General features: G+C 72.1%; 28 protein-coding genes and 1 pseudogene. 24 read left to right on the top strand and 5 right to left on the bottom strand.

Annotated elements, in window-relative coordinates:
• Positions 1-224: 224 nt before the first annotated feature.
• The 11 genes from secY to truA all read left to right on the top strand — a co-directional run bounded on the left by secY (position 225) and on the right by truA (position 9147).
• Positions 225-1538, top strand: coding sequence for a preprotein translocase subunit SecY (gene secY, locus ACZ4V6_RS18695; RefSeq protein ID WP_467828436.1), 1314 nt, complete (start codon positions 225-227; stop codon positions 1536-1538).
• Positions 1538-2191, top strand: a complete 654-nt coding sequence (locus tag ACZ4V6_RS18700) for an adenylate kinase (protein ID WP_467828438.1) — start codon at positions 1538-1540, stop codon at positions 2189-2191. The genes secY and ACZ4V6_RS18700 overlap by 1 nt, the downstream gene beginning before the upstream one ends.
• 148 nt (positions 2192-2339) lie before the next feature.
• A complete protein-coding gene (gene map, locus ACZ4V6_RS18705) occupies positions 2340-3176 on the top strand; it encodes a type I methionyl aminopeptidase (RefSeq protein ID WP_467828441.1) in 837 nt (278 codons plus the stop codon).
• A gap of 149 nt (positions 3177-3325) precedes the next feature.
• A complete protein-coding gene (infA, locus tag ACZ4V6_RS18710) occupies positions 3326-3547 on the top strand; it encodes a translation initiation factor IF-1 (protein WP_003948620.1) in 222 nt (73 codons plus the stop codon).
• A gap of 67 nt (positions 3548-3614) precedes the next feature.
• A complete protein-coding gene (rpmJ, locus tag ACZ4V6_RS18715) occupies positions 3615-3728 on the top strand; it encodes a 50S ribosomal protein L36 (protein WP_003974245.1) in 114 nt (37 codons plus the stop codon).
• A 188-nt stretch (positions 3729-3916) separates the two neighbouring features.
• Positions 3917-4297: a 30S ribosomal protein S13 gene (gene rpsM / locus ACZ4V6_RS18720; RefSeq protein ID WP_004984507.1), complete on the top strand. Its 381-nt coding sequence runs from the start codon at positions 3917-3919 to the stop codon at positions 4295-4297.
• A 66-nt stretch (positions 4298-4363) separates the two neighbouring features.
• A complete protein-coding gene (gene rpsK / locus ACZ4V6_RS18725; protein WP_003956432.1) occupies positions 4364-4768 on the top strand; it encodes a 30S ribosomal protein S11 in 405 nt (134 codons plus the stop codon).
• A gap of 215 nt (positions 4769-4983) precedes the next feature.
• The gene (locus ACZ4V6_RS18730) at positions 4984-6006 is read left to right on the top strand and encodes a DNA-directed RNA polymerase subunit alpha (protein ID WP_003966937.1); all 1023 of its coding nucleotides are present in this window, start codon (positions 4984-4986) and stop codon (positions 6004-6006) included.
• 169 nt (positions 6007-6175) lie between these two features.
• Positions 6176-6670 (top strand): 50S ribosomal protein L17, encoded by a 495-nt coding sequence (gene rplQ, locus ACZ4V6_RS18735; protein WP_077796747.1) that lies wholly within the window; start codon positions 6176-6178, stop codon positions 6668-6670.
• Positions 6671-6810: 140 nt separating this feature from the next.
• Positions 6811-8220: a hypothetical protein gene (locus tag ACZ4V6_RS18740; protein WP_467828445.1), complete on the top strand. Its 1410-nt coding sequence runs from the start codon at positions 6811-6813 to the stop codon at positions 8218-8220.
• Positions 8221-8292: 72 nt separating this feature from the next.
• Positions 8293-9147, top strand: coding sequence for a tRNA pseudouridine(38-40) synthase TruA (gene truA / locus ACZ4V6_RS18745; protein WP_467828447.1), 855 nt, complete (start codon positions 8293-8295; stop codon positions 9145-9147).
• A 4-nt stretch (positions 9148-9151) separates the two neighbouring features.
• Here truA and ACZ4V6_RS18750 read toward each other — a convergent pair whose 3' ends face one another.
• Entirely contained in the window at positions 9152-10036 is an 885-nt protein-coding gene (locus tag ACZ4V6_RS18750; protein ID WP_467828449.1) for a hypothetical protein, read from the bottom strand.
• A 73-nt stretch (positions 10037-10109) separates the two neighbouring features.
• On the opposite strand from ACZ4V6_RS18750, the gene ACZ4V6_RS18755 reads away from it, so the two are divergent.
• From ACZ4V6_RS18755 to glmM, 4 genes are all read left to right on the top strand, one after another.
• Complete coding sequence (locus ACZ4V6_RS18755; RefSeq protein WP_467828451.1) at positions 10110-11315, top strand: glycosyltransferase 87 family protein; 1206 nt, start codon at positions 10110-10112, stop codon at positions 11313-11315.
• A 207-nt stretch (positions 11316-11522) separates the two neighbouring features.
• A complete protein-coding gene (rplM, locus tag ACZ4V6_RS18760) occupies positions 11523-11966 on the top strand; it encodes a 50S ribosomal protein L13 (protein WP_137303147.1) in 444 nt (147 codons plus the stop codon).
• Between the two features lie 42 nt (positions 11967-12008).
• The gene (rpsI, locus tag ACZ4V6_RS18765) at positions 12009-12521 is read left to right on the top strand and encodes a 30S ribosomal protein S9 (RefSeq protein WP_077796742.1); all 513 of its coding nucleotides are present in this window, start codon (positions 12009-12011) and stop codon (positions 12519-12521) included.
• A gap of 253 nt (positions 12522-12774) precedes the next feature.
• Positions 12775-14133, top strand: a complete 1359-nt coding sequence (gene glmM, locus ACZ4V6_RS18770) for a phosphoglucosamine mutase (protein ID WP_467828454.1) — start codon at positions 12775-12777, stop codon at positions 14131-14133.
• 94 nt (positions 14134-14227) lie between these two features.
• On the opposite strand, the gene ACZ4V6_RS18775 is transcribed toward glmM, so the two are convergent.
• Both ACZ4V6_RS18775 and coaA read right to left on the bottom strand, forming a co-directional pair.
• Positions 14228-15178 (bottom strand): DUF389 domain-containing protein, encoded by a 951-nt coding sequence (locus tag ACZ4V6_RS18775; protein ID WP_467828456.1) that lies wholly within the window; start codon positions 15176-15178, stop codon positions 14228-14230.
• A 31-nt stretch (positions 15179-15209) separates the two neighbouring features.
• Positions 15210-16178, bottom strand: coding sequence for a type I pantothenate kinase (gene coaA, locus ACZ4V6_RS18780; protein ID WP_403516953.1), 969 nt, complete (start codon positions 16176-16178; stop codon positions 15210-15212).
• Between the two features lie 220 nt (positions 16179-16398).
• On the opposite strand from coaA, the gene ACZ4V6_RS18785 reads away from it, so the two are divergent.
• Positions 16399-17187: a hypothetical protein gene (locus tag ACZ4V6_RS18785; RefSeq protein ID WP_467828458.1), complete on the top strand. Its 789-nt coding sequence runs from the start codon at positions 16399-16401 to the stop codon at positions 17185-17187.
• A gap of 110 nt (positions 17188-17297) precedes the next feature.
• Complete coding sequence (gene glmS, locus ACZ4V6_RS18790) at positions 17298-19145, top strand: glutamine--fructose-6-phosphate transaminase (isomerizing) (protein WP_467828460.1); 1848 nt, start codon at positions 17298-17300, stop codon at positions 19143-19145.
• Position 19146: 1 nt separating this feature from the next.
• On the opposite strand, the gene ACZ4V6_RS18795 is transcribed toward glmS, so the two are convergent.
• Together ACZ4V6_RS18795 and ACZ4V6_RS18800 are read right to left on the bottom strand one after the other, a co-directional pair.
• Complete coding sequence (locus ACZ4V6_RS18795; protein WP_467828462.1) at positions 19147-19329, bottom strand: hypothetical protein; 183 nt, start codon at positions 19327-19329, stop codon at positions 19147-19149.
• Positions 19326-19898, bottom strand: a complete 573-nt coding sequence (locus ACZ4V6_RS18800) for a hypothetical protein (RefSeq protein WP_467828464.1) — start codon at positions 19896-19898, stop codon at positions 19326-19328. The genes ACZ4V6_RS18795 and ACZ4V6_RS18800 overlap by 4 nt, the downstream gene beginning before the upstream one ends.
• Before the next feature lie 42 nt (positions 19899-19940).
• Here ACZ4V6_RS18800 and ACZ4V6_RS18805 point away from each other — a divergent pair, with 42 nt between their 5' ends.
• The 7 genes and pseudogenes from ACZ4V6_RS18805 (at position 19941) to ACZ4V6_RS18835 (ending at position 25834) form a co-directional block, all read left to right on the top strand.
• The gene (locus ACZ4V6_RS18805; RefSeq protein ID WP_467828466.1) at positions 19941-20111 is read left to right on the top strand and encodes a tetratricopeptide repeat protein; all 171 of its coding nucleotides are present in this window, start codon (positions 19941-19943) and stop codon (positions 20109-20111) included.
• A gap of 50 nt (positions 20112-20161) precedes the next feature.
• A complete protein-coding gene (locus tag ACZ4V6_RS18810; protein ID WP_467828467.1) occupies positions 20162-20533 on the top strand; it encodes a holo-ACP synthase in 372 nt (123 codons plus the stop codon).
• A 115-nt stretch (positions 20534-20648) separates the two neighbouring features.
• On the top strand, positions 20649-22115 hold the full coding sequence (locus tag ACZ4V6_RS18815; protein WP_467828469.1) for an NAD(P)H-hydrate dehydratase: 1467 nt from the start codon (positions 20649-20651) through the stop codon (positions 22113-22115).
• A gap of 257 nt (positions 22116-22372) precedes the next feature.
• Positions 22373-23539: an alanine racemase gene (gene alr, locus ACZ4V6_RS18820; protein ID WP_467828471.1), complete on the top strand. Its 1167-nt coding sequence runs from the start codon at positions 22373-22375 to the stop codon at positions 23537-23539.
• Positions 23540-23675: 136 nt separating this feature from the next.
• A pseudogene (locus tag ACZ4V6_RS18825) lies at positions 23676-24992 on the top strand (alpha/beta fold hydrolase); the annotation flags it as partial.
• On the top strand, positions 24961-25485 hold the full coding sequence (gene tsaE / locus ACZ4V6_RS18830) for a tRNA (adenosine(37)-N6)-threonylcarbamoyltransferase complex ATPase subunit type 1 TsaE (RefSeq protein WP_467828474.1): 525 nt from the start codon (positions 24961-24963) through the stop codon (positions 25483-25485). The pseudogene ACZ4V6_RS18825 and the gene tsaE, both read left to right, overlap by 32 nt.
• A gap of 193 nt (positions 25486-25678) precedes the next feature.
• Complete coding sequence (locus ACZ4V6_RS18835; protein ID WP_467828477.1) at positions 25679-25834, top strand: hypothetical protein; 156 nt, start codon at positions 25679-25681, stop codon at positions 25832-25834.
• Positions 25835-25885: the final 51 nt, after the last annotated feature.

Below are 25885 nucleotides of genomic sequence, written 5' to 3' on the forward strand. Positions count from 1 at the left end.
ATGACCTGAGCGAACCCGACCGGGGATACTCCACAAAAGGGGTATCCCCGGTTGGTCGTTCCAAGGGAAGTGGTCCCGCCGGTAAGGTGGCCTGCGCTGCCCTCTTTCACGGGTGCCACACATGGGGCACCCTGAGCGGCAGTTGACCGTTATCCCCTAAGTCGTCAGTCGAACCTCAAGACCGTCACCCTTGACGCAGAAGCGCGGGGGTCGCAGGAGGCACCGTGCTCACCGCGTTCGCCCGGGCGTTCAAGACGCCCGACCTGCGCAAGAAGCTGCTCTTCACGCTCGGCATCATCGTGGTGTACCGGCTGGGTACCCACATCCCGATCCCCGGCGTCGACTACAAGAGCGTCCAGGAGTGTGTGGACCAGGCGTCCGGCAACCAGGGCCTGTTCGGTCTGGTCAACATGTTCAGCGGTGGCGCCCTGCTGCAGATCACGGTCTTCGCGCTCGGCATCATGCCGTACATCACGGCGAGCATCATTCTGCAGCTGCTGACCGTGGTGATCCCGCGCCTGGAGGCCCTGAAGAAGGAGGGCCAGGCGGGTACGGCGAAGATCACGCAGTACACCCGCTACCTGACCATCGCGCTCGCGATCCTGCAGGGCACCGGTCTGGTGGCCACCGCCCGCAGCGGCGCCCTCTTCTCCGGCTGCACCGTCGCCGGCCAGATCGTGCCGGACCGGTCGATCTTCACCACCGTCGTCATGGTGATCTGCATGACCGCCGGTACGGCCGTCGTCATGTGGCTCGGCGAGCTCGTCACCGACCGCGGCATCGGCAACGGCATGTCGATCCTGATGTTCATCTCGATCGCCGCGACCTTCCCGTCCGCCCTGTGGGCCATCAAGACGTCGGGCAAGCTGGCCGACGGCTGGATCGAGTTCGGCACCGTCATCCTGGTCGGCCTGGCCATGGTCGGTCTGGTCGTCTTCGTCGAGCAGGCCCAGCGCCGCATCCCGGTGCAGTACGCCAAGCGCATGATCGGCCGGCGTTCCTACGGCGGTACGTCCACGTACATCCCGCTCAAGGTGAACCAGGCGGGTGTGATCCCCGTCATCTTCGCCTCGTCGCTGCTCTACATCCCGGCGCTGATCGTCCAGTTCTCCAACTCGCAGGCGGGCTGGGCCACCTGGATCACGAAGAACCTCGCGGACACGGCGGCCACGCCGCACATCATCCTGTACTTCTTCCTGATCGTCTTCTTCGCCTTCTTCTACGTGGCCATCTCCTTCAACCCCGAGGAAGTCGCCGACAACATGAAGAAGTATGGTGGCTTCATCCCGGGCATCCGGGCTGGCCGACCGACCGCTGAGTATCTGAGCTACGTACTCAACCGGATCACCTGGCCGGGTTCGCTGTACCTGGGTCTGATCGCTCTCGTCCCGACAATGGCGTTGGCTGGTTTCGGGGCAAACCAGAACTTCCCGTTCGGTGGCACCAGCATCCTGATCATCGTGGGTGTGGGCCTCGAGACGGTGAAGCAGATCGAGAGCCAGCTCCAGCAGCGCAATTACGAAGGGTTCCTCCGCTGATGCGAATCGTCCTCGTCGGGCCGCCGGGTGCCGGAAAGGGAACGCAGGCCACCCGCCTTGCCGAGACGCTGCACATTCCGCACATCTCCACGGGAGACCTGTTCCGCGCGAACATCAGCCGGCAGACCGAGCTGGGCAAGCTCGCCAAGTCCTACATGGACGCCGGCAACCTCGTACCGGACGAGGTCACCATCGCCATGGCGAAGGACCGGATGGAGCAGCCCGACGCCGAGGGCGGCTTCCTGCTGGACGGTTTCCCGCGCAACGTCTCGCAGGCCGAGGCGCTGGACGAGCTCCTCGACACCGAGAACATGAAGCTCGACGCGGTGCTCGACCTGGAGGCCCCCGAGGACGAGGTCGTCAAGCGGATCGCCGGGCGGCGCGTCTGCCGCAACGACTCGGCGCACGTCTTCCACGTGACGTACACGCCGCCGAAGCAGGAAGGCGTCTGCGACGTCTGCGGCGGCGAGCTGTACCAGCGGGACGACGACTCCGAGGAGACGGTCCGCAAGCGGCTCGAGGTCTACCACACGCAGACCGAGCCGATCATCGACTACTACAAGTCGCAGGGTCTGGTCGTCACCATCTCCGCGATGGGGCCGGTGAGCGAGGTCACGGCGCGGGCGCTGGAGGCGCTCAAGCGCGACAAGTAGGTCCGGCGACGCGTGGTCACAGCCGCGGTTCCTTCCGGGGGCCGCGGCTGTGGCGTGGGCGGGCGGCCGCCGCGGCCGACGCGGGGGCCCGGCCCCGTATCGTTGATGGCGTCCGTTGTTCCCCCGGTCCAGAAAGGCCGCAGTCCCCATGGTGCAGATCAAGAGCCCCGAGCAGATCGCCAAGATGCGTGAGGCGGGGCTGGTCGTCGCCGCCATCCACGCGGCCACGCGGGAGGCCGCCGTGCCCGGCGCCACGACCAAGGACCTGGACCAGGTCGCCCGCAAGGTGCTCGCGGAGCACGGCGCCAAGCCGAACTTCCTCGGCTACGGCGGGTTCCCGGCGACGATCTGCACGTCCGTGAACGAGGTCGTCGTCCACGGCATCCCGTCCGACGACGTGGTCCTCAAGGACGGGGACATCATCTCCATCGACTGCGGCGCGATCATCGACGGCTGGCACGGCGACGCCGCCTACACGGCCTTCGTCGGCTCCGGTCACGCCCCGGAGCTGGTCGAGCTCTCCCGGGTGACCGAGGAGTCGATGTGGGCCGGCATCGCGGCGATGAAGCAGGGCAACCGGCTCGTCGACATCTCACGGGCCGTCGAGACGTACATCCGCCGCCAGCCCAAGCCGGGCGGCGGCAAGTACGGGATCATCGAGGACTACGGCGGCCACGGCATCGGCACCGAGATGCACATGGACCCGCACCTGCTGAACTACGTCGACCGGCGCCGCGGCAAGGGACCGAAGCTGGTGCCCGGCTTCTGCCTGGCCATCGAGCCGATGGTGTCCCTCGGCACCCCGAGGACCGAGGTCCTCGAGGACGACTGGACGGTCATCACGACCGACGGCACGTGGTCGTCGCACTGGGAGCACTCCGTGGCGCTGACGGAGCAGGGCCCCCTGGTCCTGACGGCCCCCGACGGCGGCAGGGCGAAGCTGGCCGAGCTGGGGATCACGGCGGCGCCGGACCCGCTGGCGTAACGATCTCACCCGTGGGGCAGACTTCCTCGTTTCGCCTTTCCGGGGGTGCTGACGTAGACTGACTCGTCGGCTCCAGTGCACCCGTATGCCTGTATCTGCTCGCAGGGCGCAGCGGAGTCGATCAAGGTAGTCGATTCGAAGGGCGAAGCGTGGCCAAGAAGCAAGGTGCCATCGAGATCGAGGGCACTGTCGTCGAGTCTCTTCCGAACGCCATGTTCAAGGTCGAGCTCCAGAACGGCCACCAGGTCCTGGCACACATCAGCGGCAAGATGCGCATGCACTACATCCGCATCCTCCCTGACGACCGGGTCGTGGTGGAGCTGTCTCCGTACGACCTGACGCGTGGCCGGATCGTCTACCGGTACAAGTAGATCTTGCCCACGTCCCGCGGCGCCGTGCCGCGGGTCCGCCGGCAACTGACCCGGAGAACCTCACCCCATGAAGGTCAAGCCGAGCGTCAAGAAGATCTGCGACAAGTGCAGGGTGATCCGCCGTCACGGTCGGGTCATGGTCATCTGCGACAACCCGCGCCACAAGCAGCGCCAGGGCTGACGCACGACCGTTCCCTCCGCGATTCGCATGACTTCGCGCGACGCGAGCTGAACATGTTCATACGCAGGACCCGGGCACCCAGGTGCCCGACACCCCCGGTTCGGAGGCCGGGGACCCGGTTCGTACCTGATACGGCGGCCGGGAACCGGTTCTGTGGAAGACCTCCGACAATCAACTGGAGCCATTGAATGGCACGCGTTTCCGGTGTTGACATCCCGCGCGAAAAGCGCGTGGAGATCGCCCTCACCTACGTGTTCGGCATCGGCCGGACCCTCTCGCAGCAGACGCTCGCTGCCACCGGCGTGGACCCGAACACCCGTGTTCGCGACCTCTCCGAGGAGCAGCTCGTCGCGATCCGCGAGTACGTCGACAACAACATCAAGACCGAGGGTGACCTCCGTCGCGAGATCCAGGCCGACATCCGCCGCAAGGTCGAGATCGGTACCTACCAGGGTCTCCGTCACCGTCGCGGTCTGCCCGTCCGCGGTCAGCGCACCAGCACCAACGCCCGCACCCGCAAGGGCCCGCGTCGCGCCATCGCCGGTAAGAAGAAGCCGGGCAAGAAGTAGTCCGCAGCGGACTCGCCGTCCAGCGGTCTTCGCTGTAGGACCGACCACCTCCCGTAGGAGAACGACATGCCCCCCAAGGGACGTCAGGGCGCTGCCAAGAAGGTGCGCCGCAAGGAAAAGAAGAACGTCGCTCACGGCCACGCGCACATCAAGAGCACGTTCAACAACACCATCGTGTCGATCACGGACCCGTCCGGCAACGTGATCTCCTGGGCCTCCGCCGGCCACGTCGGCTTCAAGGGCTCCCGGAAGTCCACGCCGTTCGCCGCGCAGATGGCCGCCGAGTCGGCTGCCCGCCGCGCCCAGGAGCACGGCATGCGCAAGGTCGACGTGTTCGTCAAGGGCCCGGGTTCCGGTCGTGAGACCGCGATCCGCTCCCTGCAGGCGACCGGCCTCGAGGTCGGCTCCATCCAGGACGTCACGCCCACCCCGCACAACGGCTGCCGTCCGCCGAAGCGTCGTCGCGTCTGACGCTCGACACGCGGCGGACGGGCCTCCGGCTGGGGGTGTGGGGGTCGCCCCCACAGTCGCAGCACGGCTGCCGTCCGCCGAGGCGTCGTCGTGTCCGACCTCGCTTCGTCAGGGATTTCCGGGCGGTACGGCTCTTTCGGGTCGTGCCGCCCGTACCCTTGCAGTACAGAGTCGGGCGTCAAATAGCGGGCGCCCCTGACTGAAGGATTCACTCCATGCTGATCGCTCAGCGTCCCTCGTTGACCGAAGAGGTCGTCGACGAGTTCCGCTCCCGGTTCGTCATCGAGCCGCTGGAGCCGGGCTTCGGCTACACCCTCGGCAACTCCCTCCGCCGCACCCTCCTCTCGTCGATCCCCGGCGCTGCTGTGACCAGCATCCGCATCGACGGTGTCCTGCACGAGTTCACCACCGTGCCGGGCGTCAAGGAGGACGTCACCGACCTGATCCTCAACATCAAGCAGCTGGTCGTCTCCTCGGAGCACGACGAGCCGGTCGTGATGTACCTGCGCAAGCAGGGCCCGGGTCTGGTCACCGCCGCCGACATCGCGCCCCCGGCCGGTGTCGAGGTGCACAACCCCGACCTCGTCCTCGCCACGCTCAACGGCAAGGGCAAGCTGGAGATGGAGCTGACCGTCGAGCGCGGTCGCGGCTACGTCTCCGCCGTGCAGAACAAGCAGGTGGGCCAGGAGATCGGCCGTATCCCGGTCGACTCGATCTACTCGCCGGTCCTCAAGGTCACGTACAAGGTCGAGGCCACGCGTGTCGAGCAGCGCACCGACTTCGACAAGCTGATCGTCGACGTCGAGACCAAGCAGGCGATGCGTCCGCGTGACGCCATGGCCTCCGCCGGCAAGACCCTGGTCGAGCTGTTCGGTCTCGCCCGTGAGCTGAACATCGACGCCGAGGGCATCGACATGGGTCCGTCCCCGACGGACGCCGCGCTCGCCGCCGACCTGGCGCTGCCGATCGAGGAGCTCGAGCTCACCGTCCGGTCGTACAACTGCCTCAAGCGTGAGGGCATCCACTCCGTGGGTGAGCTCGTCGCCCGCTCGGAGGCCGACCTGCTGGACATCCGCAACTTCGGTGCGAAGTCCATCGACGAGGTCAAGGCGAAGCTGGCCGGCATGGGCCTCGCGCTCAAGGACAGCCCGCCCGGATTCGACCCGACCGCCGCCGCGGACGCGTTCGGTGCCGATGACGACGCGGACGCCGGTTTCGTGGAGACCGAGCAGTACTGATCCGGCTGCCGGTCCGTCGTGGCGGGTCGCGCAGTTCCCCGCGCCCCTTCGGGGGCGCGGACCGCTCCGGGCACCTGGAAGGGTGCCCGGATCTCCGACAGGCGACCGCCTGCTCGGATACTGACCCCGGTACCTGATACGGCCGGGGCAGACACCTAGGAGAAACACCATGCCGAAGCCCACCAAGGGTGCCCGTCTGGGCGGCAGCGCCGCGCACGAGAAGCTGCTCCTCGCGAACCTCGCGAAGTCGCTGTTCGAGCACGGCCGCATCACCACGACCGAGGCGAAGGCGCGCAAGCTGCGTCCGTACGCCGAGCGTCTGGTCACCAAGGCGAAGAAGGGCGACCTTCACAACCGCCGTCAGGTGCTCCAGGTCATCACGGACAAGAGCGTCGTCCACACGCTCTTCACCGAGATCGGCCCCCGGTACGAGAACCGTCCCGGTGGTTACACCCGGATCACCAAGATCGGCAACCGCCGTGGCGACAACGCGCCCATGGCCGTCATCGAGCTGGTCGAGGCGCTGACCGTGGCGCAGCAGGCCACCGGTGAGGCCGAGGCCGCCACCAAGCGTGCCGCCAAGGACGCCGAGGCCGCTCCGGCTGCCGAGGAGACCAAGACCGAGGCCGCCGAGGCCCCGGCCGAGGAGTCCAAGGAGGCCTGAGGCTTCCGGCTCGCGACGGGCCCGTCCCCTTTTCCGGGGGCGGGCCCGTCCGCATCTCGGGGCAACCTTTCCGGCGGGTCGGTGGTCATGTATGCGTCACCGAATCCCGGTGCGTCCGGTCCCTGAGTCACGGGGGTTTCATGCCTTCTCCCGCCGCCGTGCGGCGTCGTACCGCCGCCTTCGCGCTGGCCGCCCTGGCCGCCACGGCGCTCGCCAGTCCCGCCCATGCCGAGGAACAGCCGCTGCCGGTCGCCGTCACCGGCCCCGACAGCGTGAACCTCTCCCTGCACCCGGAGTCCGACGGGTCGGCCGAACCGCAGATCGAGCTGGGGCTGCGGGCGCCCGGCGAGCCGGTACCGGACCAGGACGGGGTCATCACCCCGATCCACAACGGCGAATACACGGTCACCGTGGACGCGCGCTCCCTGGCCGGGGTCGCCGCGGTGGACTTCTCCGGCCTCGGCGGCTGGCAGGGGTGCGCCGTCGACGGGCTCGTCGCCACCTGCAACGGCTACGAGATCTACGCCGGCCAGGACTACAACCGCCTCGGCGGCATCCGCCTCGACGTGACCGACGAGAGCGCCGCGGGCGACGCCGGCAGCATCGAGGTCACGGCCCAGGGCGAGGGCCTGGCCTTCACCGGGCACTCGGTGGACGTGCTGGTCGGCGGTCCCGAGCTGCGGATGAGGCAGCTGACCGAGCCCGGGGACCTCCGGGCCGGCGACACCTTCCAGGCCCCGCTGGGCTTCAGCAACGTCGGCGGGCTGGGCGGCGAGGGCGTCCTGCTGCGCGTCTCCGGCACCCGGGGCCTGTCCTTCCCCCGCACCTTCGGCAACTGCTGGTACGACCCGCGTGACCCCGACGACCTGCTCGGGCGTTCCGAGGCGCTGTGCTTCTTCGACGGCGAGTTCGCCGGGGACGCGGCCTACGGGCTGAGCACGCCCTTCCCGGTCCGGACGGCCGGCTTCGCGCTGTACGACGCGCTGTCCTACTCCTTCACCGCGATGCCCGCCGCACAGGCGCGGGAGCTGCTGGCCCAGGGCGGTCACCAGGCCGGGGACGGCCCGGCGCTGGGGCTGGTCCGCCTGCCGGAGGCGGACCCGGCCGGCTACACGCGCTGGGCGGAGCTGGACCTGCCGACCAGGAACACCTTCGACCTCGACCTGACCGGTGAGCGGCTGCGGGCCCGCAAGGGCGACACCGTGTCGGTGGACGTCGGCTTCGCCAACCACGGTCCCGCCTGGCTGGCCCTGCTGCGCTCCGGGGGCGAGCCGATCTCCTTCCAGGTCGACCTGCCGCCGGGCACCACGGCCACCACCGTTCCCGAGAACTGCCGGCGTGCCTGGGAGGGCGCCGAGGGCGACTACGCCTGCTTCGTCTCCACGCCGATCCTGGAGGACGACTCCCGCACCTTCACCTTCGGCCTCCGCGTCGACCAGGTGATCAAGAACGCCACCGGCCGGGCGTTCTTCGCGTACACGATGCCGAACGAGGGCGACCCGGCGAACGACTCCGGGCAGATCGTGCTGAACCCCACCGGCAGGCGCTGACCGCCGGCCGTCCGGCAGCGGGTCCGTCCTCCGGGGGGCGGGCCCGTTCGCCGTTCCTGAGAGGATTCAGGGGTGAGTGAGGAAGTAGAGCCCGGGCACGTGCGGGTGCGCCTTGATCTTTCCTACGACGGCACCGAGTTCTCCGGCTGGGCCAAGCAGGCCGGCGGGCGGCGGACCGTGCAGGGGGAGATCGAGGACGCGCTGCGCACGGTCACGCGGTCCCGTGAGATGTACGAACTGACCGTGGCGGGGCGGACCGACGCCGGGGTGCACGCCCGGGGTCAGGTCGCCCACGTCGACCTGCCGCGCGAGGTCTGGGCCGAGCACCACGGCAAGCTGCTCAAGCGGCTCGCCGGGCGGCTGTCCCGGGACGTGCGGGTGTGGGCCCTCAGGGAGGCGCCCAGCGGCTTCGACGCCCGGTTCTCGGCGATCTGGCGGCGCTACGCCTACCGGGTCACCGACAACCCCGGCGGCGTCGACCCGCTGCTGCGCGGACACGTGCTGTGGCACGACTGGCCCCTCGACGTGGACGCCATGAACGAGGCGGCCCGGGGGCTGCTCGGGGAGCACGACTTCGCCGCCTACTGCAAGAAGCGGGAGGGGGCCACGACCATCCGGACGCTTCAGGAGCTGAGCCTGGTGCGCGGCGACGACGGGATCATCACCGCCACCGTCCGGGCCGACGCCTTCTGCCACAACATGGTCCGCTCCCTGATCGGGGCGCTCCTGTTCGTCGGCGACGGCCACCGCCCGACCCCCTGGCCCGCCGAGGTGCTCGCCGCCGGGGTGCGGGACTCCGCCGTGCACGTCGTCCGGCCGCACGGGCTGACCCTGGAGGAGGTCGGCTATCCGGCGGACGAGCTGCTGGCGGCGCGGAACAAGGAGGCGCGCAACCGGCGCACCCTGCCGGGGGCCGGCTGCTGCTGAGCCGCTACTCGGCCGTCGCCGCCGCCGACGCCTGGGCCTCGCCGCGCCGGCGGATCTGCCGGAAGGCGAACTCGCCCAGGTCGTCGCCGGTGCGGAACACGTCCGTGGCCTTCTGCGTCACGTTCTCGCCGTTCGTGAAGCCGGCGATCGTGAAGTAGGCGTAGCGGCCGTAGGAGTTGGTGGTGGAGCGGCAGACCGCGCCGGTGCAGAACGGCTTCACGCCGCCGCCGGACAGCGAGCGCACGATGCTCTTCTTGTCGGTCTGGGCCTTGGCCTTCAGCGCCTGCGCCTCGGTGTCGAAGACGGCCACGCCGACCGTGACGGCGATGTCGCCCTTGGTGTAGGTGACGCGGAGCAGCCGAGTGCAGCCGTTGGCGGTGAGGGCGCCCGGCAGGGTGCCCTGGGCGGCGGAGGCGCAGGTGCGGGTGTCGGCCGTCGGCCCCTTCTTGTACACGATGTCGCCCATGGTCAGCTGCGTGCCGGGGAAGAGGACCTCCGGGCTCAGCGGGGCCTTGTCCTTCTCGCTGCTGGAGACGAAGTCCTTCGGGTCCAGCGGCGGCGGGGCACTGGTCGGCGCGAACGAGGGGGCCGTGGCCGACTGGCTGGGGATGTCAGCGGTCGAGGGCAGCCGGGAGGAGGGCGTGTCCGACGCCTGGTCGGAGCCGTTCGCCGAGACCACGGCCACGGCCACGGCACTCGCGATCGCCACGGTGGCCAGCGCACCGCCGCCGATGAACAGGAGCCGGCGCCGCTTGTTGCGGGCTTCGGAGGCCTCGGCGAGGGCGGCCCAGTCCGGGGAGTCGCCGCCGCCGCTGTTCCAGGGCTGCTGCTGCGATTGCGGTTTCCAGGGATCCCACTGTGACTGAGGTCCCCCCTGCCCAAAGCTCATGGGCGGCATCTTAGACGGGCCTGAGGCGCGCTGGTGCGCCTGCGGAGAGGCCGCAGCGCCTAGCGTTCCCCCCATGCGGACGGGCAAAAACGACATCTCCGGGTGGTTGGTGCGGCCTGCGGGCGGGCACGCGTGGGCGGCGCTCGTGGTGGTGCTGGGGGCGTCGGCGCTGAGCGCGGCCCGGGCGGCCCCGGACGGGGGGATGGACAACGCGATCGTCGTGCGGGCCGCCCGGACCTGGCTGGCCGGGGGCTCCCCGTACGACGATCCGCACTTCCTGTACCTCCCGAGCGCGGTCCTGGCCGCCGTCCCGCAGGCGCTGCTGCCCGGGGCCGTGCTGCGGGTGCTGGCGCCGCTGGCGGTGACGGGGCTGCTGGCGCTGGCCTGGGGCTGCGCGCTGCGCCTGCACCGGGTGCCGTACGGCAGCCGCCTCGGCGTCCTCGGGCTCACCGGGCTCGCGGCGGGCTTCGCGCCGTTCGGGCACCTGGTGCGGCTCGGCAACTGGACGGTGACCGCGGCGGTGGGCCTGCCGCTGTGCCTGCTGCTGGCGAGCCGGGGGCGGTGGACGGCGGCGGGGGCCGTCATCGGCGCGGCCGTGGCGCTCAAGCCGCTGCTGGCGCCCGCGGTCCTGCTGTTCGTGTTCGCCGGGCGGTGGCGGCCCCTGGCGGCGGCCGTCCTGGTGCCCGCGCTGGCCTCCGGCGCGGCGGCGCTGGCGATGCCCGACCCGGCCGGCTTCCTCACCCGCACCCTGCCGTTCCTCCTGCACGGCGACGACGGGTTCGTACGGCTCTACGAGGCCTCTCCGGCGGCCGTCCTGCCCCGGCTCGGGGTGGCGGGGCCGCTCGCGCAGGGGGCCGCGGTGGCGGCGGCCGGGGCCGGGGTGCTGTGCGCGTACCTGCGCTGGCGCCGCGCCGACCCGGGGCCGCTGCGGTACGCGGAGACCGGCGCGGGCCTGATGCTGTCGGCGTTCCTGGTCTCCAGGCCGTCGTACGACCACTACCTCCTGGTCGCGGTGCCGCTGCTGCTCGCCGGGCTGCCGTACGCCGGGGCGGTGGCCCGGGGGCCCTGGTTCTGGATCGCCCTGGTGCCGCAGGCGCCGGGGCTGACCTGGCCCTGGCTGGAGTCGGTGCGGCAGCGGGCCTTCAAGGACGCGTTCACGCTGTGCGTGCTGGTGTGGGCGGTGGCGCGACGGGCCCGGGGCGGCGCGGCGCCCGCCGGCGACCACGGCGGGGCCGGGCGCCCGCCGGAGCCCGCGCGGGTGTCGGCGCCCCCGTTTTGACCCGCCTGGGACATCCCGGGTACCCTGCACAGTCGTATGTGTATTGGCTTGCTCATTCTCACGTGAGGGGCCCTTACACCGGTCGACCGGGACCGATGACCAGCGACCAGCACGCGGTTTGCGTCACCGCAGTGCGGTCAGGGCTGTCGTGATCGTCTTCGGTGACCTTGTCAGGACCATTCACTGAAGAAGCGAAGGCTACGAACCGTGCGTACGTACAGCCCCAAGCCCGGCGATGTGACGCGTCAGTGGCACGTCATCGACGCTCAGGACGTCGTCCTGGGCCGTCTGGCCTCCACCGCGGCCTCCATCCTCCGTGGCAAGCACAAGCCCATCTACGCGCCCCACGTCGACACCGGTGACTTCGTCATCATCATCAACGCCGACAAGGTGCACCTCTCCGGCAACAAGCGGACCCAGAAGATGGCGTACCGCCACTCCGGCTACCCGGGCGGTCTGCGCTCCGTGCGCTACGACGAGCTGCTGGACAAGAACCCGGAGAAGGCCATCGAGAAGGCCGTCAAGGGCATGCTCCCGAAGAACTCCCTGGGCCGTCAGATGCTCTCGAAGCTGAAGGTCTACAAGGGTGACCAGCACCCGCACGGCGCGCAGCAGCCGCAGCCGTTCGAGATCACCCAGGTCGCGCAGTAAGTCCGGCCACCCCCTAAGACTGAAGAGAATCTGAGGAGCATCGTGGCCGAGACCACTGCCGAGCAGCCGCTCGAAGAGATCGACATCGACAGCTACACCACCGAGTCCGAGGTCCCCGTCGAGGGCGAGTACACCTCGGAGTCCATGGCGTCCCGCTTCGGCGAGCCCCAGCCGGCCGCCGGCCTGGGCCGTCGCAAGAACGCCATCGCCCGTGTCCGGATCGTCCCGGGCACCGGCAAGTGGAAGATCAACGGTCGCACCCTCGAGGACTACTTCCCGAACAAGGTGCACCAGCAGGAAGTCAACGAGCCCTTCAAGGTGCTCGAGCTCGAGGGCCGTTACGACGTCATCGCCCGCATCGCGGGTGGCGGTGTCTCCGGTCAGGCCGGTGCGCTCCGTCTCGGTGTCGCCCGCGCGCTGAACGAGGCCGACGTCGACAACAACCGCGGCCCGCTGAAGAAGGCCGGCTTCCTCAAGCGCGACGACCGTGCGGTCGAGCGCAAGAAGGCCGGTCTCAAGAAGGCCCGCAAGGCTCCGCAGTACAGCAAGCGCTAAGCCTCGCTGCCTGTACTCCGAACGCCCCGGCGGCACGCCACTGTGCTGCCGGGGCGTTCGTTTATCTCGACCGTTGGGCGTATAACGGCACAAGACGTTCAGAGGTTCAGCCGCTGAGACGTTCAGACGTTCAGAGGCTTGTGTGATCGGATGGCCGGGCAGCGCGGTGCGACGCGTGACCGGTACCACGGGAGCCGACTGCGTGGGCCGCACAGCAGCCGCTCCCGGAATTGACGTTTCCTCAGGAGGACAAGTGGGACGACTCTTCGGCACGGACGGCGTGCGCGGTGTCGCCAACGCGGATCTGACGGCCGAGCTGGCGCTCGGTCTCTCCGTCGCCGCGGCGCACGTACTGGCCGAGGCGGGCACCTTCGCCGGACACCGCCCGACCGCGGTGGTCGGACGGGACCCGCGCGCCTCCGGGGAGTTCCTGGAGGCCGCCGTGGTCGCGGGTCTGGCCAGCGCCGGGGTGGACGTGCTGCGGGTCGGCGTCCTGCCGACGCCCGCGGTGGCCCACCTCACCGGCGCGCTCGGCGCCGACCTCGGCGTGATGCTCTCCGCGAGTCACAACGCCATGCCCGACAACGGCATCAAGTTCTTCGCCCGCGGCGGTCACAAGCTCGCCGACGAGCTGGAGGACCGCATCGAGGCCGTCTACGCGGAGCACCGCACCGGCGCCCCCTGGGACCGCCCGACCGGCGCCGGCGTCGGCCGTGTCCGCGACTACGACGAGGGACTCGACCAGTACGTCGCCCACCTCGTCGGCGTCCTCCCGAACCGTCTCGACGGTCTGAAGATCGTCCTCGACGAGGCGCACGGCGCCGCCTCCCGGGTCTCGCCGGAGGCGTTCGCGCGGGCCGGCGCGGAGCTCGTCACCATCGGCGCGGTGCCGGACGGCCTCAACATCAACGACGGCTGCGGCTCCACCCACCTCGACCTGCTCAAGGCGGCCGTGGTCGAGCACGGCGCCGACCTCGGCATCGCCCACGACGGCGACGCCGACCGCTGCCTGGCCGTGGACCACACCGGCGCGGAGGTGGACGGCGACCAGATCCTCGCCGTGCTCGCGCTGGCGATGCGGGAGCGGGGCGCGCTGCGCTCCGACACCGTCGTCGCGACCGTCATGTCAAACCTGGGCTTCAAGCTGGCCATGGAGCGCGAGGGCATCCAGTTCGTGCAGACCGGGGTCGGCGACCGGTACGTCCTGGAGGAGATGAAGGCCAACGGGTACGCCCTCGGCGGCGAGCAGTCCGGCCACGTCATCATCCTCGACCACGCCACCACCGGCGACGGCACGCTGACCGGCCTGATGCTGGCGGCGCGGGTCGCGCAGACCGGTCGTACGCTGCAGGACCTCGCGTCCGTGATGGAGCGGCTGCCGCAGGTGCTGATCAACGTGCCCGACGTGGACAAGGCGCGGGTCAGGACGTCCGCGGAGCTGGCGACCGCCGTCGGGGAGGCGGAGCGGGAGCTGGGCGACACCGGGCGCGTGCTGCTGCGTCCCTCGGGGACCGAACCGCTCGTGCGGGTCATGGTCGAGGCGGCGGACATCGAGCAGGCCCGGTCCGTCGCGGGGCGGCTGGCCGATGCGGTGAAGTCGGCGCTCGGGTAGTTCCGCGGCGCCGGGTCCGGGGCGGGGTGCTGTGCGGGCCGCGGCACCGTCGTGGTGTGCCGCACGGTTCCCCGCGTCCCTCGGGCGGGCTTCCCTAACCGGCGTCGTCCGTCGTGGTCAGGCGGCCGCGCTGGGTGGCCCACAGGACCTTCTGGACCAGGAGCGTCAGGGTGCCGGCCACGACGATGCCCGCCAGGTTGAGCAGGAGCTGCTCGCTGGAGCCGACCGTCTGCCTGGTGTCGCCGAAGCTCAGGGCGACGGCCGCGTTCGCGGCGGCCGGGACCGTGGTGACGGAGATGGCCACGCCCACCAGGGCGCCGGACTTCGCCGAGGTGAGGGACAGCGTGCCCGCGATGCCGGCGAGGACCGCCACCACGAAGGAGAAGGCGTCCGGGGCGTAGACGAAGCCCGTGTTGGGGCGGTCCCCCTCCAGCTTGCCCTCGCTGAACAGGGAGAAGCCGGACATGACCCAGCTGAAGCCCACCGTCACCGCCATCGCCACCGCGAAGCCCACCAGCAGGGCGACCAGTGACCGCAGCGCCAGGCGCGGCGCGCGCTGGACGATCGCGGTGCAGACGCCCGCCAGCGGGCCGAACTCCGGGCCGACCGCCATCGCGCCCACGATCAGGACGGCGTTGTCGAGCACCACACCGCAGGCCGCGATCATCGTGGCGAGCGTGATGAAGGCGACGTAGGTGACGGAGAGGGACGACTCCTCCTGGGTCGCCTCCTCCAGCTGCTCCCACAGCACGGCGTCCGCGGGTTCGCCGGGGGCGTCCTCCTCCGCCTTGTCGGCCCGCCTGGACAGCGACAGGTCGATGTTCTCGGCGGTGATGGCGCCGCAGTCGTCGATGCCCAGCGCGCGGAGCCGGTTGATGAGTTCGTCGCCCGCCTCGCGGGCCACGTCGCACATGACGACGTCGCCCTCCGGAACCCGGGCGGCGCCCGGCAGGACGACGAGGTGGGTGGTGCCGACCGTGCGGCCGATCAGGCGGACCACCTCGTCGGTCCGGTCGGCCGGGGAGATCAGACGCAGATGCAGCATCCGGTATTTCTACAGGTCCGGACGGTGGCCGTCACAGCTTCCGCAGGCTCAGGCGCTGCACCTTGTGGTCCGGCCCCTTGCGCAGGATCAGGGTGGCCCGGCCCCGGGTGGGGGCCACGTTCTCCACCAGGTTCGGCTTGTTGATGGTGCGCCAGGTGGTGCGGGCGTAGTCGAGGGCCTCCTCCTCCGAGACCTGGGTGTACTTGCGGAAGTACGAGGAGGGGTTCTGGAAGGCGGTCGCGCGCAGCTTGCGGAAGCGGCTGAGGTACCAGCGCTCGATGTCCTCGGTGCGGGCGTCGACGTACACGCTGAAGTCGAAGTAGTCGGCGAGGCCGACCCTGGTGCGGCCGTCCTTGCCGGGCAGCGCGGGCTGCAGGACGTTCAGGCCCTCGACGATCAGGATGTCGGGGCGGCGCACGACGAGCTTCTCGTCCGGGACGATGTCGTAGATGAGGTGGGAGTAGACGGGGGCGGTCACCTCGGCCTTGCCCGCCTTGATGTCGGCGACGAACCGGGTGAGCGCCCGGCGGTCGTACGACTCGGGGAAACCCTTCCGCGACATCAGGCCGCGGGCCTCCAGCTCCCTCGTGGGCAGCAGGAAGCCGTCGGTCGTGACCAGCTCGACGCGCGGGTGCTCGGGCCAGCGGGACAGCAGCGCCTGGAGGAGGCGGGCCACGGTGGACTTGCCGACCGCGACCGAGCCGGCGACCCCTATGACGAAGGGCGTGCCGGACTGGGAGCCCTGCTCGCCGAGGAAGGTGTTCAGCGCGCCGCGCAGGCCGTCGGTGGCGCCGACGTAGAGGTTGAGGAGCCGCGACAGGGGCAGGTAGATGTCCCGCACCTCGTCGAGGTCGATGACGTCGCCGAGGCCGCGCAGCTTCTCCACCTCCTCCGCGGTCAGCGGCAGCGGCGTCTTGTCGCGCAGCGCGCTCCACTCGGGACGGGTGAGGTCGACGTAGGGAGTCGCCTCCGGCCGGGACCGGTGGGCGCTCCGGGGCATCGAGGGGACCGGAGAGATCACAGTCCATTGTTAACGGAGTTCGAACGCGGTGGCGGGTGGGCTGTGTCACGCCGGACGCCGTCCCGCCGGTCAAGATCACGTCGGCGTCACGGTCGAGTACCGGGTGGTGACGGAGTGATCGCTCGTGAGCTACCTGTGAGTACAGTGCGCGCGAAACATGCGGAGCCCCTCCGCAGTCCTGGCAGAAAGAGTCGCCCCCGTGAGAACGACCGCTGTGCGCCGTACCGCCCTGGCGGCCTCCGCCGCCGCCCTGGCCCTCCTCGTCACCGCCTGCGGCGGATCCTCCGACGACGGCGGCAGGACCGGCGACGGCAAGGCCGACGGTGACAAGAACGCCTCGGCGGCCCCGGCCGCCGCCGAGGCGCTGAGCGCCGCCGAGCTGGACAAGGCCGTCCTGGCCCAGGCGGACGTCAAGAACGGCAAGGTCACCAAGCCCGTCGCCTCGGACGACATCCCGCAGGACAAGGTGAAGGCGGAGAAGGCCGAGTGCCGGCCGCTCGTCCTCGCACAGACCGGCATCGCCGCGGGCGAGCCGGCGGCCACGGTGAAGCGGTCCTGGACGGAAGGGCCGAAGAAGCCGGCCGGGGACGACGTGTCCGAGGCGGCGCTCGACAGCGCTTTCGACCTGGACAAGCTCCTGGTGACCCTGGCCTCCTACGAGGACGGCGGCGCCGAGAAGGTCCTGGAGGACGTGAACGCCGCCGCGAGCGCGTGCGCGGGCGGCTTCGCCTACACCGCGGCCGGCGTCAGGACGCAGGTCGACAAGGTCGTCACCGACAAGGCGCCCGCGGGTGCCGACGAGGCGGTCGCGATGACCATGACGGTGACCGGCGAGGAGGGCGACAAGTTCCCGGTCAAGGTCGCCGTCACCCGCAAGGGCTCCACCGTGGCGTCGTTCACCGTGATCAACCTGGCCGCCGCCGCCACGGGCAAGGACTTCTCCTTCCCCACGGAGATCAGCGACGCCCAGCTCGCCAAGCTGGGCTGACCGCGAGCGGCCGGGAACTCCCACCGGGGTGTTCGTACCCCGGTGGGAATTTCCGATTTCGGGCACGTGACAGCAGGTTCGTGATCGAATCTGACCGTAGGCTGCCGGTCATGTGCGGAATCGTGGGATACGTGGGGTCGCAGTCGGCGCTCGATGTCGTGGTGGCCGGACTGAAGCGGCTGGAGTACCGGGGATACGACTCGGCGGGCGTCGCCGTGCTCGCCGACGGCGGGCTCGCCACCGCCAAGCGCGCCGGCAAGCTCGTCAACCTGGACAAGGAACTGTCCGAACACCCGCTGCCGTCCGCCGCGACCGGCATCGGCCACACCCGCTGGGCCACGCACGGCGGACCCACCGACGCCAACGCCCACCCGCACCTCGACAACGCCGGCCGGGTGGCCGTGGTCCACAACGGCATCATCGAGAACTTCGCCGAGCTGCGGGCCGAGCTGGAGGAGCGCGGCCACGAGCTGGCCTCCGAGACCGACACCGAGGTCGTCGCCCACCTGCTCGCCGAGCAGTACTCCGCCTGCGCCGACCTGGCCGAGTCGATGCGGCTGGTGTGCCGCCGGCTGGAGGGCGCGTTCACGCTGGTCGCGGTGCACGCCGACGAGCCGGACGTGGTCGTGGGCGCGCGGCGCAACTCACCGCTCGTGGTGGGCGTGGGGGAGGGCGAGTCCTTCCTCGCCTCCGACGTCGCCGCCTTCATCGCCCACACCCGGGACGCCCTCGAACTGGGCCAGGACCAGGTGGTGGAGCTGCGCCGGGACGGCGTGACGGTCACCGGCTTCGACGGCAGCCCCGCGGACGTGCGCGCGTACCACGTCGACTGGGACGCCTCGGCCGCCGAGAAGGACGGCCACGACTACTTCATGCTCAAGGAGATCGCCGAGCAGCCCAAGGCGGTCGCCGACACGCTCCTCGGCCGCATCGACGCCTCCGGCTCCCTCACCCTGGACGAGCTGCGGATCCCCGCGGGCGTGCTCCGCGAGGTCGACAAGGTCGTCATCGTCGCCTGCGGCACGGCCTTCCACGCCGGGCTGATCGCCAAGTACGCCATCGAGCACTGGACGCGCATCCCCTGCGAGGTGGAGCTGGCCAGCGAGTTCCGCTACCGCGACCCGATCCTCGACCAGCAGACCCTGGTCGTCGCCGTCTCCCAGTCCGGCGAGACCATGGACACCCTCATGGCACTGCGCCACGCCCGCGAGCAGGGCTCCAAGGTGCTGGCCATCTGCAACACCAACGGCTCGACCATCCCGCGCGAGTCCGACGCGGTGCTCTACACGCACGCCGGACCCGAGGTCGCCGTCGCCTCGACGAAGGCCTTCCTGACCCAGCTGGTGGCCTGCTACCTGGTCGCCCTCTACCTCGGCCAGGTCCGCGGCACGAAGTACGCCGACGAGATCCGCGGTGTCGTCCGCGACCTCTCGCGGATCTCCGGCGCCGTCGAACGGGTCCTGGAGACCATGCGGCCGGTACGGGAACTGGCGCGCTCGCTCGCCCACAAGGACACGGTGCTGTTCCTGGGCCGGCACGTCGGGTACCCGGTCGCGCTCGAAGGCGCCCTGAAGCTCAAGGAGCTGGCGTACATGCACGCCGAGGGCTTCGCGGCGGGCGAGCTGAAGCACGGGCCGATCGCGCTGATCGAGGAGGACCTGCCGGTCGTCGTGGTCGTGCCGTCCCCGCGCGGCCGTTCCGTGCTCCACGACAAGATCGTGTCCAACATCCAGGAGATCCGGGCCCGGGGCGCGCGGACCATCGTCATCGCGGAGGAGGGCGACGAGGCGGTCGTCCCCTACGCCGACCACCTCGTCCGGATCCCCGCCACCCCGACGCTGCTCCAGCCGCTGGTGGCGACGGTGCCGCTGCAGGTCTTCGCCTGCGAACTGGCCACGGCCCGGGGCAACGAGGTGGACCAGCCGCGGAACCTGGCCAAGTCGGTGACGGTGGAGTAGCTCACAGCAGCCCGGCGAGCGGCTCCACGGTCCTCCAGCGCCCCAGGTACCGGGTGGCCGCGTGCGGGTCCGTGTTGCGGTTCCGCACCAGCCGGGTGCGCTCCGGGACGGCGTCGTCGTCCGGGAACAGGGTCCGCAGCCGCAGGGTCGCGACGATGAAGTCGTCCCGGTCGGCGACGTTCACCCGGCGCTTGACGTGCGCCGGCGGGCGCAGCGGCCGCGGGCGCAGCCGGCGCCGGATGACGGACCGCAGGCCGAGCGGCGACCCGGAGGCCGGCAGCAGCGGCACCGGTTGTTCCGGCCGGTGCAGGGCCTTGCAGACACGACGACGGTTCCCGGCGAGTGCGCGACCACCGCCCTGGTGTCCGGGGTCACCCGGGACGGCACGGCCTCGATCGCGCCCTCGCGGACCGCCTCGTCCTCCGGGTACGCCGCCACCTGCCCGAGGTGGGACACGCCGGCGCTGCTGAGCGCCGCGAAACCGGAGCGGGCGACCGGGCCGAGCCGCCCGAGCATCGCCACGAGCATCCGCAGCACCTCGGCCGGGTCCTGTTCGGGGCCCACCTCGGCGTGCGGCCCGTCCAGGGCGCGGGCCGCCTCGTCGCGGGCCGCAGGGTCGGACGCGTGCCGCCGGATGTTCTCCGCGACGTCCTCGGCGACGTCCTCGCCGGCCGTCGCCACCGGACCGGGCAGCGGCATGTCCCAGTCGTCCCGCGGGACGCAGCGGTCGTACAGGTGGCGGTAGTACGCCACGGCGACCGTGAGGGAACCGTACGGCGGCCCGCTCCACCCGAGGTGATCGGGACCCGGTTCGGACAGGCCCGGGCGAGGGCGCGGCAGGGTGACGTCGAGGCCGCCGCGGCACAGCTGCGCCAGGTCAGGGACGGCCGCGCCCGGGTCCTGGGCGAGGACCACCCCGACACGCCGGCCGCCCGGGCGGGGCTGGACGGGCCGGCCGCCGGCTGAGCGCACCCGGGTGGCCGTGCCGTCCCGTGGGCCGCCTTAGGGTGCTCGGCATGGGCATCATCGGGGTCGGCATCGACGTGGCCGAGATCGAGCGGTTCGGGGCGTCGCTGGAGCGCACGCCGGCCATGGCGCGGCGGCTCTTCCTGGAGAGCGAGCTGCTGCTGCCGGGCGGGGAGCGCCGGGGCGTCGCCTCGCTCGCCGCCCGCTTCGCCGCCAAGGAGGCGCTGGCCAAGGCGCTCGGCGCGCCGGCGGGACTGCACTGGAGGGACGCCGAGGTGTACGTCGAGGACAACGGGCGGCCGCGGCTGCGGGTGACCGGGACGGTGGCGGCACGGGCCGCGGAGCTGGGGGTCACGTCCTGGCACGTGTCGCTGAGCCACGACGCGGGGGTCGCGTCGGCGGTGGTGATCGCGGAGGGATAGGCCCCCCGCCGCGGAGGCCCCGCCCGTGCGGCGCGCCCGGCCGGAGGACCGGCCGGGCGCGGACGGGACCGGCGCGGTCCGTGATGTCCGTGCCGTACAGGGAAGACTCGACGGCATGCGGACTGCGTACAGCGTGGAGACGGTCAGGACGGCCGAACGGGAGGCGATGGCGAGGCTGCCGGACGGGGCCCTGATGCAACGGGCGGCGGCCGGACTCGCCGCCGCCTGCGCGGAGCTGCTCGGCCGCGTGGCCGGCCGGGTCTACGGCAGCCGGGTCGTGCTGCTCGTCGGCAGCGGCGACAACGGCGGCGACGCCCTGTACGCCGGGGCGCGGCTCGCCCGGCGCGGGGCCGGGGTGACGGCCGTCCTGCTCGCACCCGGGCGCGCGCACGCCGGCGGCCTCTCGGCGCTGCGGCGGGCCGGCGGACGGGTCGCCGCCGACGGTGACGGGGAGCGGCTGATCGAGCGGGCCGACCTGGTCGTGGACGGCATCGTCGGGATCGGCGGCCGGGGCGGGCTGCGGGAGGAGGCGGTGCCGCTGGCCGCCGCGGCCGGGCGGTCGCGGGCCGCCGTCGTCGCGGTCGACCTGCCGAGCGGGGTCGACGCCGACACCGGTCAGGTGCGCGGGGAGGCGGTGCGGGCCGATCTGACGGTGACCTTCGGGACGCACAAGCCGGGGCTGCTGGTCGATCCGGCGCGGGAGTACGCCGGGTCGGTGCGGCTGGTGGACATCGGGCTGGCGCTGCCGCACGACGCGGCCGAGCTGGAGGCCCTGCAGCACGCGGACGTGGCCCGGCTGCTGCCGGTGCCGGGGGCGGAGAGCGACAAGTACCGGCGCGGGGTCGTCGGCATCGCCGCAGGGTCGGCGCGCTATCCGGGGGCCGCCGTGCTCGCCGTCTCCGGGGCGCTGCGGGGCGGGGCCGGGGCGGTGCGGTACGTGGGACCGGCGGGGGACGCGGTGATCGCGCGCTTCCCGGAGACGCTCGTGTCCGACCGGGGGCCGAAGCGGGCGGGGCGGGTGCAGGCGTGGGTCGTCGGCCCCGGGGCCGGGGACGACGCCGGGACCGTGGCGGAGGTGCTGGCGGCTCGGGTGCCGGTGCTGATCGACGCGGACGGGCTGCGGCTGGCCGACGCGGACGCGGTGCGGGGACGCACGGCGCCGACGCTGATGACGCCGCATGCCGGGGAGGCGGCGGCGCTGCTCGGGGTGAGCCGCGAGGAGGTCGAGGGGGCGCGGCTGGCCTCGGCGCGGGAGCTGGCGGAGCGGTACGGGGCGACGGTGCTGCTGAAGGGATCGACGACGGTGGTGGCCCCGGCGGGCGGGAAGGGGCCCGTGCGGGTCAACGCGACGGGGACGTCGTGGCTGGCCACGGCGGGGAGCGGGGACGTGCTGTCGGGGCTGGCGGGGTCGTTGCTGGCGGCGGGGCTGTCGGCGCTGGACGCGGGGAGCGCGGGGGCGTACCTGCACGGGCTGGCGGGGCGGATCGCGGCAGTGGGGGCTCCGGTGGGGGCGCACGACGTGGCGGAGGCGGTGCCGGCCGCCTGGCGGGACGTGCGGGAGGTTCTGGACGGGCGGGGATGACGGGTGCGGTCGGACCGGACCCGACGTGGTCGTCGGTGCGGGGGCGGTCGCGTGGCCCGGCGCCGGCGGGGCGCCTCCCCCGGAGGGGGAGCCCCGGTGCCCGCCCGTGCCGCCCCCGGGGATGCCTCCCGGGCCGTTCGGGCACGGGGGAGGCGCGACTGCCCGCAGCGGCGGGGAAGGGAGGAGGACCGCCCGCGGCGGTGGGGTGTGTGGCGGCTGCGTGGGGGTGATCGGGGGCTCTGAGAGACTGGGGTGCGATGAGTGAGACTTCCGTCCGATGGGACGCGTCCCTGCGGGGCCGTGCCGAGATCGATCTGGCCGCACTGCGGGCCAACGTGCGCGCGCTGCGTGAACGGGCGCCCGGTGCGGCCCTCATGGCCGTCGTCAAGGCCGATGCCTACGGCCACGGCGCGATCCCGTGCGCCCGCGCGGCCGTCGCGGCCGGCGCGACCTGGCTCGGCACCGCCACGCCCCAGGAGGCGCTCGCGCTGCGCGCGGAGGCCGGGCTGCCGGACGACGTGCGGATCATGTGCTGGCTGTGGACGCCGGGCGGCCCCTGGCGGGAGGCCGTCGAGGCCGGTCTCGACGTCTCCGTCAGCGGGATGTGGGCCCTGGACGAGGTCACCGCGGCGGCACGTCCGGCCGGACGCCCCGCACGGGTGCAGCTCAAGGCCGACACCGGGCTGGGCCGCAACGGCTGCGGGCCGGGCGACGACTGGGAGGAGCTCGTCCGGGAGGCCCGGCGCGCCGAGGCCGAGGGGCTGATCCGCGTCACCGGGCTCTGGTCGCACTTCGCCTGCGCCGACGAGCCCGGCCACCCCTCCATCGCCGCCCAGCTCACCCTCTTCCGCGAGATGACGGCGTACGCCGAGCGGCAGGGCGTCCGCCCCGAGGTGCGGCACATCGCCAACTCGCCGGCCACGCTCACGCTCCCCGAGAGCCACTTCGACCTCGTACGCCCCGGCATCGCGATGTACGGCGTCTCGCCCAGCCCCGAAGTCGGCATCCCCGCCGACTTCGGACTGCGTCCCGTGATGACGCTGTCCGCCGCTCTGGCCCTGGTCAAGCAGGTCCCCGGCGGCCACGGCGTCAGCTACGGCCACCACTACACCACCCCCGGCGAGACCACCCTCGGCCTCGTCCCCCTCGGCTACGCCGACGGCATCCCGCGCCACGCCTCCTCCACCGGCCCCGTCCTGGTCGGGGGCAAGTGGCGCACGGTCGCGGGGCGGGTCGCGATGGACCAGTTCGTCGTCGACCTGGGAGGGGACCGGCCCCCGCCCGGCGCCGAGGCGGTGCTGTTCGGGCCCGGCGACCGCGGCGAGCCCACCGCCGAGGACTGGGCGCGGGCGGCGGGCACCATCGCGTACGAGATCGTCACCCGGATCGGCGCGCGCGTGCCCCGCGTCTATGTGAACGAGTGACGATCGCGGGCCCGCGTGACCAGTGACACGTGACGCGCGCCCGGCCCGGCGTGTATGACGTGCATGCGACACGTGTGCGGGTGAACGAGGGACAAGAGGGGGATCCGCCCCGCGGCCCGGTGAAGAGGAGCGGTACGTGAGCGAGAGCAGTGCGGAGGGGCTCGCGGACGTCGCCGCGGTGGCCGTCGCCTCCGCCGCGGAGGCCGCCACCGACGTGGCCGCCGGCGGCTGGCGCCGGGCGACCGGGATCGCCGGCGCGGCGATAGGCGTGGTCGCCGCGGGCGCGGCGGCCGGCGTGGCGATAGAGCGGCTCACCGTCGGCCGCGGAATGCGCCAGAAGGCGCGGCTCGCCCTCGACGCGGCGGGACCGTACGGCGGACTGCGCGGCACCCCCGGCAGGGCGTACGCCGACGACGGCACCGAGCTGTACTACGAGGTCGACGACGTCGATCCGGACACCGAGTCCGCGCTCACCCGGCGCCGCCGCCGGCTCTTCGGCCGCAAGGCGCCCGCTCCCGTCACCGTCGTCTTCTGCCACGGTTACTGCCTCAACCAGGACTCCTGGCACTTCCAGCGGGCGGCGCTGCGGGGCGTCGTGCGCACCGTGCACTGGGACCAGCGCAGCCACGGACGGTCCGGGCGGGGCGTGACCCAGGTGCGCGACGACGAGCCGGTCACCATCGACGAGCTGGGCCGGGACCTGAAGGCCGTCATCGACGCGGCCGTGCCCGACGGCCCGATCGTGCTGGTCGGGCACTCCATGGGCGGCATGACGGTGATGGCCCTGGCCGACCGCTTCCCCGGCCTGATCCGCGAGCGCGTCGTCGGCGTCGCCCTCGTCGGCACGTCGTCCGGGCGGCTCGGCGAGGTCAACTTCGGGCTGCCGGTGGCCGGCGTCAACGCGGTGCGGCGGGTGCTGCCCGGGGTGCTGAAGGCGCTGGGGCAGCGGGCCGAGCTGGTGGAGAAGGGGCGGCGGGCGACGGCGGACCTGTTCGCCGGGATCATCAAGCGGTACTCGTTCGCGTCCCGGGACGTCGACCCGGCCGTGGCCCGGTTCGCCGAGCGGATGATCGAGTCGACGCCGATCGACGTGGTCGCCGAGTACTACCCGGCGTTCAACGACCACGACAAGACCGAGGCCCTCGCCCGCTTCCGCGGCCTCCCGGTGCTGGTGCTGGCCGGGGTGCGGGACCTGGTGACGCCCAGCGAGCACAGCGAGGCCATCGCCGGCCTGCTGCCGGAGGCCGAGCTGGTGCTCGTCCCCGACGCGGGGCACCTGGTGATGCTGGAGCACCCGGAGCTGGTCACCGACCGCCTCGCCGACCTGCTCGCCCGCGCCGACGAGAAGGCGCGCGGCGCGGCCGTGTGAGCGGGGCGGCGGGAGACGGGCCGGTGCGCCGGCGGCGCTACCGTTGAGGGCTATGGAAGCACCAGCAGCACCGCAGGGCCCGGCCGGGCCCGCCCCCGCCGTCGAGATCACCGTCACCTCCCCGGAGCAGATGAGGGAACTGGGCCGCAGGCTCGCCAAACTGCTGCGCGCCGGGGACCTGGTGATGCTGAGCGGGGAGCTGGGGGCGGGCAAGACGACGCTGACCCGGGGGCTCGGCGAGGGCCTCGGCGTGCGCGGCGCCGTCACCTCCCCGACCTTCGTGATCGCCCGCGTGCACCCCTCGCTCGGCGACGGTCCGCCGCTCGTCCACGTCGACGCCTACCGGCTGTCCGGCGGCCTGGACGAGATGGAGGACCTCGACCTCGACGTCTCCCTGTCCGACTCGGTGATCGTGGTCGAGTGGGGCGAGGGCAAGGTGGAGGAGCTCACCGAGGACCGGTTGCAGCTCCTGATCCACCGGGCCGTGGGCGACACCACCGACGAGGTGCGGCAGGTGACGCTGACGGGGGTCGGCGAGCGCTGGGCGGCGGTCGACCTGAGCGTCCTCGCCGCCTGAGCCGCTCCCCGTGACCCCGCCCGTCCCGTTCTCGTTCTCCGGACTGCGGGTTCCGCGTCACCGGCGCCCGGCCGGGTTTCCGACAACACGTCGGCAAGATATTGCCAACGGGGTCCCGCCCGTGGTCACATGGTAGCCAGCTTGTGGTTAGGCATGCCTAACCACACCCGCCCCCGACCTCCAGGAGGCGTCCGTGCCGGAGCCCGTGACCCAGCCGCCCGCGCTCGCCGGGGTGTCCATGCACGACCTGCTCGCGTCCTGCGCCGCGGCGAGCGCCGTCTCCACGCCGCCGCGCGCGCCGGAGCCGGAGGAGCGCCGCCCCGTCCGGGAGCACCGCGAGGCCGCCTGATCCGGGGGTGCCGCCGGGGCGCGGCGGCACGGATCAGGGGATGACGACGAC

The sequence above is a fragment of the Streptomyces sp. NPDC029152 genome (assembly GCF_055564355.1).